Origin of the sequence: Arthrobacter glacialis (assembly GCF_002909445.1) — a bacterium.
Taxonomy (GTDB): Bacteria; Actinomycetota; Actinomycetes; order Actinomycetales; family Micrococcaceae; genus Specibacter; species Specibacter glacialis.
The window spans coordinates 356,231-367,045 of record NZ_PPXC01000002.1 but is presented as its reverse complement, the minus strand read 5'-3'; the positions used below and the strand labels follow the sequence as shown (position 1 = coordinate 367,045).

At 63.6% G+C, this 10,815-nt stretch carries 9 protein-coding genes; 3 read left to right on the top strand and 6 right to left on the bottom strand.

Annotated features, from left to right (window positions below):
• Nucleotides 1–2 precede the first annotated feature (2 nt).
• Nucleotides 3–299, bottom strand: a complete 297-nt coding sequence (gene gatC / locus CVS27_RS03785) for an Asp-tRNA(Asn)/Glu-tRNA(Gln) amidotransferase subunit GatC (protein WP_103464394.1) — start codon at nucleotides 297–299, stop codon at nucleotides 3–5.
• 86 nt (nucleotides 300–385) lie between these two features.
• Entirely contained in the window at nucleotides 386–1,720 is a 1,335-nt protein-coding gene (locus tag CVS27_RS03780; protein ID WP_103464393.1) for an LssY C-terminal domain-containing protein, read from the bottom strand.
• A gap of 126 nt (nucleotides 1,721–1,846) precedes the next feature.
• Between CVS27_RS03780 and CVS27_RS03775 the strand changes: the two genes are divergently transcribed.
• Nucleotides 1,847–4,327, top strand: coding sequence for a bifunctional lysylphosphatidylglycerol flippase/synthetase MprF (locus CVS27_RS03775; RefSeq protein WP_243400036.1), 2,481 nt, complete (start codon nucleotides 1,847–1,849; stop codon nucleotides 4,325–4,327).
• A gap of 30 nt (nucleotides 4,328–4,357) precedes the next feature.
• On the opposite strand, the gene CVS27_RS03770 is transcribed toward CVS27_RS03775, so the two are convergent.
• A complete protein-coding gene (locus CVS27_RS03770) occupies nucleotides 4,358–4,735 on the bottom strand; it encodes a RidA family protein (protein ID WP_103464392.1) in 378 nt (125 codons plus the stop codon).
• Between the two features lie 141 nt (nucleotides 4,736–4,876).
• Entirely contained in the window at nucleotides 4,877–5,374 is a 498-nt protein-coding gene (locus CVS27_RS03765; RefSeq protein ID WP_103464391.1) for a GNAT family N-acetyltransferase, read from the bottom strand.
• Nucleotides 5,375–5,670: 296 nt separating this feature from the next.
• Here CVS27_RS03765 and CVS27_RS21205 point away from each other — a divergent pair, with 296 nt between their 5' ends.
• The gene (locus tag CVS27_RS21205; RefSeq protein WP_243400035.1) at nucleotides 5,671–6,594 is read left to right on the top strand and encodes a hypothetical protein; all 924 of its coding nucleotides are present in this window, start codon (nucleotides 5,671–5,673) and stop codon (nucleotides 6,592–6,594) included.
• Between the two features lie 174 nt (nucleotides 6,595–6,768).
• Here CVS27_RS21205 and CVS27_RS03755 read toward each other — a convergent pair whose 3' ends face one another.
• Nucleotides 6,769–8,115: a CoA transferase gene (locus tag CVS27_RS03755; protein WP_103464390.1), complete on the bottom strand. Its 1,347-nt coding sequence runs from the start codon at nucleotides 8,113–8,115 to the stop codon at nucleotides 6,769–6,771.
• A gap of 39 nt (nucleotides 8,116–8,154) precedes the next feature.
• Nucleotides 8,155–9,378: an ROK family transcriptional regulator gene (locus CVS27_RS03750; RefSeq protein WP_103464389.1), complete on the bottom strand. Its 1,224-nt coding sequence runs from the start codon at nucleotides 9,376–9,378 to the stop codon at nucleotides 8,155–8,157.
• A 156-nt stretch (nucleotides 9,379–9,534) separates the two neighbouring features.
• Between CVS27_RS03750 and CVS27_RS03745 the strand changes: the two genes are divergently transcribed.
• Nucleotides 9,535–10,806 (top strand): ABC transporter substrate-binding protein, encoded by a 1,272-nt coding sequence (locus CVS27_RS03745; protein WP_103464388.1) that lies wholly within the window; start codon nucleotides 9,535–9,537, stop codon nucleotides 10,804–10,806.
• Nucleotides 10,807–10,815: the final 9 nt, after the last annotated feature.

The following is a 10,815-nucleotide window of genomic DNA, read 5'->3' as shown; positions in this document are numbered from 1 at the left end:
GTTTAGCTTTCCTCCAAAATTGCGGGCACCTTGAAACGGCCGTCGGCGGAATCCGGGGCACCCGAGAGGGCCTCGTCCACAGTCAGCACGTGACCCACCACGTCTTCACGCATGACGTTGGTCAGCGGAATCGGGTGCGAGGTGGCGGGAACGTCGTCGCCGGCAGCCTCACTGACGCTCTTGACCGAATCCACAATCACTGCCAGTTCAGTGGCCATGCGGTCCAGTTCGTCGTCACTCATCTCGATGTGAGCCAGTTGCGCCAAATGCGCCACGTCGTCACGGTTGATCGCAGCCATGGATCTCCCCTGTTTAATAGCAAAAGTTGTCTTACTCCTAGCTTATCGGTCACAGCGCAGGATAAAACCCGCCTGCCATGAGATGCCTATCTCCGCGCCCACAGCCTGGAATTGCGCGCGGACAGCGCCAGAAGGACCAAAATGTCCAGTGGCAGCCCAAAGATGTTGGTGCTCAAGGTGATGGACTCGCCGTCGATGAAATCGAGCGCCGAAACCACTACCAGCAGCGCACTGAACGCCATGGCGGCAATCCTTGCCCAGTTGCTCCCCCTGAAGACCAGGTAGGCCAGCACCAGGTAGAGGGCAATGCCCAGGGCAGCCAGTGCCGCGATCACCAGCAGAAAAATATCCAGGGCCGCAGTCTCGTCGGCGCTTACACTGGCGGCCGAAACATCCAGGATCTCCGCACGGTCACCCAACAGTATGGCCACTGAAACAGCACCCACCACCACCCGAATCAGCATCAGGAGCACGCCCAGGGCCGTGGAAACCGGGCGGCGCGCTGCCCTGGCTGCCCTGCGGGCTTCAAGGTCCGGGCCCAGTGCGTTCCCATCGGCCGGAACAACCACCTTGTCAACATCCACTACGGGCAGGTTCCCATCCGTGACAATGGTGTCGCCTCCCCCGTTGCGGGAGTGGTAACCGGTGGAGAAGTCGTCAATGACCCGAACACCGATGTCGGCATTGCTGTTGGCCAGCGTCGCCACTATGTGATCGCGTTCGGTGTCAGTGTCGGCGTCGATCTTGTGGGTGATCTGCAAGGTGAACAGGGAGAAACCCACGGCCCTGTCAAAGGTGCCGGCAGCCAGCCAGTCTGCCTGGTGCCCGCCCGGCAGCATCCATCCTTCGGGGCAACGCCAGAAACGCACATGGTGGCGCTTGGCGGGATTGCCGGCAACTTCCTGCTGGTAAGCCAAGTCCTGTTGCCGGCCAAACAGCAGCAGGGGGCTCACGGGTGCCTCGTCGTAGCTGCGCTTGAAAAGCGTGGAAGTGATGATGCGGCGGCTGGAGGCCAAGGTGATCTCATCGGCGCGGATCCAGCCAGCATGTGTCATGGCCTCATGGATCTGGGCTTCGCTTCCCACCACTGCCACGTTGATGGGGTCCCCCAGCAAACCATCACTGGTCCGGGCCCGGCCAATGAAATAGTCCGGGACGTAGATGGAGGTGAGGATCCTGTGCAGCCGGGGCAACACCAGATAGGCGAGCACCACCCAGAAGAGGACAAAGAACAGCGCCAGATACCAGCCCCAGGCGAAACCTTCCTGAAGCACCAGCCATGCCAGCCACAGGGCAGCAACACCGCTGAAGACGAAAACAACGTTGTCCACCATGGCGTTGGCGGAGCTGCGCCGGGTTGGCCACTTGCTGCGCCATGACTTCTTGATCAAGCCGGGGTCCGCTGACCGCGTGGGATTCATGTGGTCATCTTAGACCGGGTCTGGCGAAAACCACCCCGCATGTCAAGGCCCATGGCAATACCTCCCGCTCTGGACTGGGGCCCTGTTGACACGTAGTGTGATGCAAAAGTCCCCCTTGGAGGTCCCGTGACTGAGCCGTCCGCCGCAGGAAAACCCGTCCCGGACACCATCCCCCCACCACCATCCGCGCTGCGGCTCGCCCTGGGGCGCTACCTGCGCAGGTCCCCCATCAGCATGGCGCTCGCGGCAATCACCCTGCTCACGGCAGCCATGGCAGGCACCCTGTGGAAATTTCCAACCTCCGGGCAGGATGCTCCGTGGTGGGCCGCCGGAGTTTCAAACACCATCGGTGAGGGACTGTGGTGGACGCCGCTGACTGCGCTCTTTGTTGCCGAGAACCCGGCCCAACTCGCCGTGGTGGTGCTGCTCTCCCTGACCGCGCTGGCAGCAGCCGAGCGTCTCATCGGCAGCCGCCGCACGGCCCTGGCCTTCGTGCTGACGGGTGCCCTGGGCATCGCTGTGGGCATTGGCTTGCAGTGGCTCGGTGCCAGCGTCGGGGAACTCTGGGCGCAATACACGCAGGAGATTTTCACCGGCGACCCCACCATTGGCATTGTGGGCGCCCTGGTCACGGCGAGCGCGTTTGCCCCCACGCTGTGGCGGCGGCGCATACGCCTGTTCACGTTTGCCACGGTGCTCATGTTTGTTCTATACAGCGGCGACCAAAACAATTTCTACCGCCTCACGGCCGGGCTGCTTGGTCTGCTCCTGGGCGCCATCCTGCGCCCGGGCCCGTTCTTCCTGGGCTTCCGTCGCAGTTCCCACGCGGAGACCCGGTCCCTGGTGGCGGCCGTCGTCGCCATCTCTGCCCTGGGGCCTCTCGCCGCGCTGCTGCCTCCAGGCGGGTCCGGTCCGTTGTCATTTGTGAGTTTGTTCTTCGGCACCAGCGTCGCTGGCAGTCAGGGCTTGGGCCAGGTACTGCTGGCGTTGTCGCCACTGGTCCTGCTGCTGGTGGCGGCTGGTGGATTGCGCCGCGGCCGCCGCTTTGCGCTCATCCTGGCCATTGCCAGCAACGCAGCCATTTCCGTGCTGCCCTTCACAGCCCCGTCCGCGGATGATCTGAACCTGACGCTGGACTCCACCGACGCAACACCTGGCGACCTCTTGGCGGTCAGTGAGCTTCTGGCGGACCTGATGGCGGCCCTGTTGCTGCCCCTGGCCTTGATCGTGCTGCTGGTGATCACCCGGCGCCAATTCCAGATTCGCGCACCCCGGCGCAGCGTTCGATGGTTCACCGTCACCGTGGCAGGCAGCTTCGTGGTGCTGGCACTGGCGTACCTGGTAGCCGCCGTGGCCATCCCCGGCGGTGTTGCCCCAGGTGCCGTTCTGGCTTCCACCGTGCAGCGCTTCATGCCCGGGGGCTTGCAACCCATGCTGGGCACTGTCGCCGAACCCACTGCCCCGTTGGTGCTGTTCCTGTTCCAGTGGGTGGGCCCGGTGTTTTGGATCGTGTTTGTGCTGGCCAGCATCAAGCTGCTGCGGGCCACCGAGACCGAGCGCTCCGTCGATGACGAACAACGTTTCCGGGAGCTGCTGCGCCGCGGCGGTGGCGGCACCCTGAGCTTCATGGGCACGTGGAAGGGCAACGTTTATTGGTTCAGCAACGACGGCGAATCCGGCGTCGCCTACCGCGTGATCAACGGCATCGCCATCATTCTCTCGGACCCCGTCGCCCTGGATCACCGGGTTGACCCCACCATCCGCGAATTCGTTGCCTTCTGCGATGCGAACAGTTGGGTTCCGGTGTTCTACAGCGTTCACGGGCGCACCCTGCCCACCTTCGCGGCCCTGAACTGGTCCACCATGCCCGTGGGCGAGGAGACGCTCATGCACCCGCCCACCTTTGACCTGGCCGGCAAGCACTGGCAAAAAGTCCGTTCGGCCAGCAACCGCGGCACCCGGGAAGGTGTCACCACCCTCTGGTGCTCATGGGCAGAGCTGCCGCCGTTGATGGCCACCCGCATCAACACCATCAGCGAACAGTGGGTCTCGGAGAAGGAACTGCCCGAAATGGGCTTCACGCTGGGCGGGATGGACGAGCTCAAGGATCCCGAAGTAAAACTGCTGCTGGCCATTGGCAATGACGGCAGTTTGCAGGCCATCACCAGCTGGCTGCCCAGCTACCGCGACGGCAAGGCAGTGGGCTACACGCTGGACTTCATGCGCCGGGGCGAGAACGCCATTCCCGGCATCATGGAGTTTGTCATCGCGGCGGCAGCGTTCCGCATGAAGGACGACGGCGTGGAAGTCCTCTCGCTGTCCGGGGCGCCACTGGCCACCAAACCGCTGACTGACGGCCAAACGCCCGCCGAATCCACCGCGATGACGCTGCTCCTGGATACTCTCGCCAACACCCTGGAACCGGCCTACGGCTTTCATTCGCTGTTCAAGTTCAAGAGCAAGTTCAATCCCGAATACCAAACCATGCACATGGCCTTTGCCGACCCACTCAAACTCCCGGCCATTGGCGTGGCCATTGGCAAGGCGTATCTCCCGGACATGGGGCCCAAGGACTACCGGGCGCTGGCGCGGACCCTGGCCAAATAAGCGCCCGGCCCGCGCCCGATGGTGGGCCCGTCAGCGCTGGGCGACGAGTTCGATTTCGACCTTCATGGCGGCGTCAAGGAACGGCAGCACGTGGACCAGGGCCATGGTGGGGCGAATCTCGCCAAAGACCTCACCGTGGGCCCGGCCGGCCTCTTCCCAAGCGCTGATGTCCGTCAGGTAGATCTTGGTCTGCACCACGTCGGCAAAGGAGAATCCCGCCTCCGCCAGCACGGCGTCGAGCTTGGTCAGGATGTATGCGCTCTGGTCGTAGAACCCCTCGCCAACAACCGTCCCGTCGGGGCCCGCAGCCGAGGTGGCGGAGATGTACAGGGTGTCATTGACCTGCACGGCGCGGGAGTAGCCAAGGGTCTTTTCCCAGCTGGAGCCGGAACCGTAGATTTTGCGCACGTGGATGTCCTTTAGTGTCGTGGGGCCTTGCGCCCGGATAGTGGAGCCACCACTATAAGGGCAGGACATCCCCCCTGCAGAGTTCATTGCGCTTTTCGACGGTTCGGACGGTTGCCTGCGATGCGGGGCCGCCGCGGGCCCCTAGAGTTCCATGCGGTAAACGCGCAGCATTTTGCCGTTTTCCGGGATGGGCCAGTCGCGTTCGGGGGCACGGCTGAAGCCAAGATTTTGGTAGAGCGCATGGGCGCTGTGCCAGTCATCGCCGGTGGTCAGGCTGACGGCCGCGATGCCTTCTGCGGCACGTGCCTGCGCCAGGATATGCTCCACCATGGCCCTGCCGGCGCCGCTGCGCTGCACTGCCGGATCCACCACCAGCAAACGGAACTCCAGCTCGTCTTCCAGGGCGATGTCAGCCCATTCATCGCCGTAAACTGCCAGGGTGGCCGAGCCAATGACCTCACCGTCGCGCTCAGCAACAATCATGGGCGCCACGGCTGCCCGCTCCCGGACCCGCAGAATGTGGCGCATGTACGGATTGTCCGCGCTGGCAAAGTATCCGGCACCCAGGTAGGCGTCGGCAGTGACCCGGGCTACGGCGTCGTAATCGGCTTCGGTGATGGGACGGACCAACAAGTTCATGCGTTTCTTATTCCTACTCCTGGCGAACGGCACGAGGGTCAGCGGCCCCCGCGTTCCAATTCTTGCGCATTCCGCTACCGGGGCGGAAATTTCCGGTATTCCCTGCCCTGCCTCAATTCCAAACAGCAGCTGATGCGGGTCTCGGGCCTGCGCACCCGCATCAGCTGTAGTTTCGATTCCGGGAAAGCGGCGGCACCCGCATTAGCTGCTGTTTCGATTTCCCTCACGAGCAGACCCCGCCGCTGCCCTGTGGATAACTTCCCACACGGTTCGGGAATTTGGGTCAGACTTTATGCATGGTCGCCCGACCCCAGCTCCCAGGAAGCCTCCCTCGGCGCTCCTTCACGTTCAGTGAGGGCTTGGCCGCCGGCGCCACGCGCAGCCGGTTGCGGGCACAAGACCTGTCCATCCCCAGCCGGCAGATCCGGGTGCCTCGCGGCAAAATGCAACAGTTGCTTGACCGGGTGCGCCCCTATACGGCATTGTGCGGGTCGGGCTGCATCTCCCATGTCACGGCGGCTCAACTGCACGGCATGCCGCTGCCGTGGTTCGACGATGAAATCCGGACCATTCATCTCACCCGGCCAGCACACTCGGCGCAGGCGCGGCGGCGGAACGTGATCGGCCACAACAACGCGTTGGAGCCCGAGGAGATCATGATGATCGACGGCGTGCCGGTCACCACGCCCGCACGAACGTTTCTGGATCTGGGCACCCTGTTGGGCCTGAATGATCTGGTGGCCGTGGCGGACTTCCTGGTCTGTGAGCATGACCGCTATTTTGAACCACCCAAGTTCCCTGTGGTCCCGGCAGAAACGCTGGCTTCCTATATCGCCGGCAAACGCAGCATCCGGGGCCTCCAAGCCGCCAGGACTGCCGTGGAGCTGATGCGGGTTGGTGTGGACTCCCCGCCGGAAACCCGGTTGCGCTTAATGTTGCAGCGTGCAGGGCTGCCCGAATTCACCACCAACTACGCCATTGCGGGCAGTCCGGAAGTATCGCCAGACCTTGCCTGCGAGGAATTCAAAACCAGCGGTGAATACGAAGGCGAGGTGCACAAGACCCCGGAAAAGCAGCTCTTTGATAGCACCCGTGATGAACGGACAGCTGCCCGTGGATGGCTGCAGGTCAAGGTGTACAAGGCGGATATGCGCCGCGGCGACGCCCATGTGGTCGACATGTTCAAACGCGCACTGCGGCAGCACGGATGGCGCGGCTGATCCGGACCGCTGCCCACATTGAAACTGCAGCTGATGCGGGTCCCCGGGTCTGGCACCCGCATCAGCTGCAGTTTGGATTCGGGGACGCCGGCGGCACCCGCATCAGCTGCAGTTTGGATTCCGGGTATCCAGGAATTCAGGAGGTACCGAATCCAGCCGGTCCGGAATCCGGCACTATGGCCAGGCGGGCAGCGCCCAGCCGAACCCCCGGGCCGGCACATCGGTGAACGGCTCAAGCCCTGAAATCCGGATGGCAGCGGGCAAACGCAGGCCAGGACCCCACCGCGTTTCCTCAGGAATCTGCGTAAAAGTACCAAGAACAGGCGCCGGCGCAGCGGGATCCGACGGCCGGGTCAGCACCAGTTCCACGGCGGTTCTGGCCAGAGACAGCCGCGCAGTGCGCACGGAGCCGCCCAGGCTCTCCCGCCAGGCGTCGACGGCCGCCGCCGCACACAGGTAGCCGGTGGCATGATCCAGCGCCTGAACGGGCAGCGGAAACGGCTTGCTAGCGCCAAATTCAGTCATCCCCGAGGAGGCGATGCCGCAGCTCATCTGCACGAGCGAATCAAAGCCCCGGCGATTGGCCCAGGGCCCGCTCCAGCCGTAAGCGTCCAGGGCTATGTTGACCAGCTGCGGATACCGAAGGGCCAATTCTTCGTCCGAGAACCCCAAGTTCTCCAGCGCGTCGGGGCGGTAGCCGTGGATGAGGATGTCCGCCCCGGCCAGCAGCTCGTGCAGCCTGGCGAATCCCTCGGGAGACTTCAGATCGAGCCGGGCGCAGTGCTTGCCCAGCGTCATCTCCGCTTCCAGCACCGGCTCTTCCCAGTCGGGCGGGTCGATTCTCAGCACCTGCGCCCCGTACATGGCCAGGAACCGCGTTGCCACCGGACCGGCAATGACCCGCGTCAAATCCAGCACCCGCACCCCTGCCAGCGGCCGCCCGGCACTGGCGAGCCGGACGCGGGCGGAGGTTCCGGCGTCGTAAGCTCGCGCAGAACCCCACGCAATCAAGGGTTCGCCAGCCACGGCACGCCCCTGCGCATGGTCCCGCCACTGCTCCGGCGAGCGCATCACCGCAGCACAGCCCTGGGCAGCAACCACGGCGTCCTCCAGCTCCTGCCCGTTCCAATGCTCGACGACGGCCGCAACGGTTGCGCGGTTGGCGTCGGCCCCCAGCCCCAAGACTTTCACGGCGGCGGCGCGGTGGTGCGGGGCGTTGGTGTGCAGACGGATCCAGCCATCGGCGCACTGGTAGTCCCCGGCGATGGCATCCCAGATCGGCGGCAGCTCCCAGCCGACGGGCGTGAAGGAAAGCCCAAACCACAGGGAGGCCAGGTCCCTGTCGATGGAAATGTCGGCACGGGCGCCGCCATGATGCCGGGCCAGCCGGGCTATGGCTGTGGCGGCTTCCCCCATGGCTGCAACAGCAAACCCCGAGACATCAAAGGCTGCCGGCAGCGTCCCGGCCCCGGTCACAGTTATGCCCTCCGGCGGCAGGAAGATTCCGTTTCTGACGTCCATGGCAACACAGTACGCCCGCCGCAGGCATGACGGCGCCGGTTACGCGCGCGGAACCAGCTCCAGCGCATGCTTTTCCACATAGTCCAAGGCCAGGCGGACGGCACCGAGTGTCACGATGGCGTCACCCAACGTGGAGACAGCAACCTTCGGTGGGTTGGGCATGAGCGTTGTCAGCTCGGCCTGCAGCGGCTTGAGCAGGACGGCCGAGGACTCCGCCACGGCGCCGCCAATGACCACCAGCTCCGGATCAAAGAAAGTGGCTATCAAGGAGATGACCCGGGCCATGCGCTTGGCAATGTCATCGAGTATCCGTGCAGCCACTGCATCACCGCCAGCCGCTGCAGCAAAGACCGCCTCGGCGGTGATGTCGCCGGCCAGAGTGGACAGGACTGTTTTGGGCAGGCCCTTTTTGCAGGCGAGCAGGGCCATGTCGCGGGCCAGCACGGCAATACCCTCCGGTGTTCCGACCCCGTGCACCAAGTGAAGCAGGCCCGCTTCGCCGCTGCGCCCCGAGGCACCGTGCAGCAGCCGCCCGGATTCCATCAAACCGAAACCAATGCGTTCACCTGCCAGCATGACGGCCAGGTCATCGCTGCCGGCCGCCACGCCTATCCAGCGCTCGGCCATGGCCGCCAGGTTGGCGTCGTTGCCCAGCAGCACCGGCCAGCCGTACCGATCGCGCAGATTTTCCTGGATGCCAATGTCAAAGTTCTCCCAGAAGGGCTGGCTGTGGGGAATGTTGCCTGCCCGGTCAACGGGCGCGGCAATTCCCAGCCCGGCAACCAGCACGGCCTCATGGGTGACGCCCGCACTCGCCAGGGCTGTCCGGATGGCTTTGTCGATGCTGGCGAGGCGTTCGGCGTCCGGAGCCGTGAACTCAACCAAGCGCTCGGTGGCCTTGGCCAGGATGTTGCCGCGCAGATCCGCCACCAGGGCAGTGGTCTTGGCAACGCCAAAGTCCAGTCCCACCACAACCCCTGCCGCGGCATCAAATTCAAACACCCTCGCGGGCCGGCCCTTTTGCACCGCCGTGCGCTGGGCGGGGAGTTCACGGACCCAGCCTGCCTGGATCAAGTCATCGCACACGGCTATCACCGTGGCCCGGGCCAGCCCCGTGGCCTCGATGAGATCCGTGCCGGTCAACGCGCCGGAGCGGCGCATGACACTCAAGATGGCACTCATGTTTGTCTGGCGCAACTGCTGGGGGGTGTTCGCTGTGAGTTCCAAAAGTTGCCCCTTGACGTCCGGCCGTGTGATGTACATAATACTAACAGCGCATAAATTTAGAGTCTAAATATAGAGTGTAAATCATTACCGTTGGGTAACCCGCAACCCGTTGCAACTGTTCCACCTCAGTCCAAAAGAACAAGGGAGTTTTTTGATGAAGGCCGTTTCACTCTCCGCCCCAGGCTTAGCCCTGTGAGCGCCTCCGCCATCAGCCGTCGCAGCATACTGGCGGCGGCAGGCATCGCCGCCGCAGCCCTGGCGCTGCCTGCCTGCAGCAATGCCAAGGCAGGCGCCGTCACCACCATCCGCCTGCAGCAGGGCAAGCCCGAGGTGGTGGATTACTTCAACGGCCTCATCAAGGACTTCGAAGCCAAAAACCCCGACATCCGTGTGGTCCAGGACTTCAACGGCGGCAACTGGGTTCCCGGCCTGATTCGCGACAACCCCGCCGATGTGGTGACCAACGCCTACTCGGTCACCACAGCCGACTTCGCCAAAAAGGGCATCTTCGCCAACCTCGCCGATCTTCCCGCAGCGTCCATGGCTGATCCCAAGGCGTTGGAATTGATCAACTCCTTTGGCCAGTACAACGGCAGCGAACTCAGCGCCCTGCCGTTCTCCCTGGCCGCGGCCGGTGTCATCTACAACGTTGACTTGTTTGCCCAGCACAACGTGAAGGTGCCCACCACGTGGAGTGAATTCCTGGCCGCCTGCCAGACGTTCACGGCGGCCGGAATCACCCCGATTTATGGAACCTTCAAGGACTCCTGGACCCTGGGCCAACCCTATGGCTACGTCTCGGGCGGCACAGTGGATTTGGCTGACTTCTTCTCCCGCATGCCCACGACAGCTGCGGATTTGAAGAACAACCCGGACGTTTCCTTCACCAAAGACTTCAAAGTTGCCACCGAGAAGTTCCTGCAGGTGCTCGGGTTTATGCAAAAGGACGCCGGCAGCCGTGCCTACACGGACGGGAACGCGGCCTTCGCCAAGGGCGGTTCGGCGATGTACATGCAGGGCCCCTGGGCGCTCTCGGAGCTGACCACCATCAACCCCGCCATCCAGCTCGGCACCTTTCCCTTGCCCATGAGCGAGGACCCAAGCGTTACCCAGGCCCAGGTCACCCTGGACATGACGTTCTCCATAGCCCGCTCAACACCGCGGATGGACGCGGCAAAACGCTTTGTCAGCTACCTCATGGAGCCGGCCGTGGTCAACGCGTACAACAACAAGTTCTCTGCTTTCTCCCCGCTCAAGAACGCGGAGAAGACCACCAATGAACAAGTCGCGGGGCTGCAACCGTTCATCACGGACGGCAAGTACTACCTCAACGTGACCAACTACTTCCCGCCGGCCATCACCCTGAACAACTATTTCCAAACGCTGGCGCTGAACAAAAACACTGACGCATTCCTGACCACCCTCGACGACTCTTGGCACCGTGTTGCCGCCCGCAACGCCTAGATCTTCAAA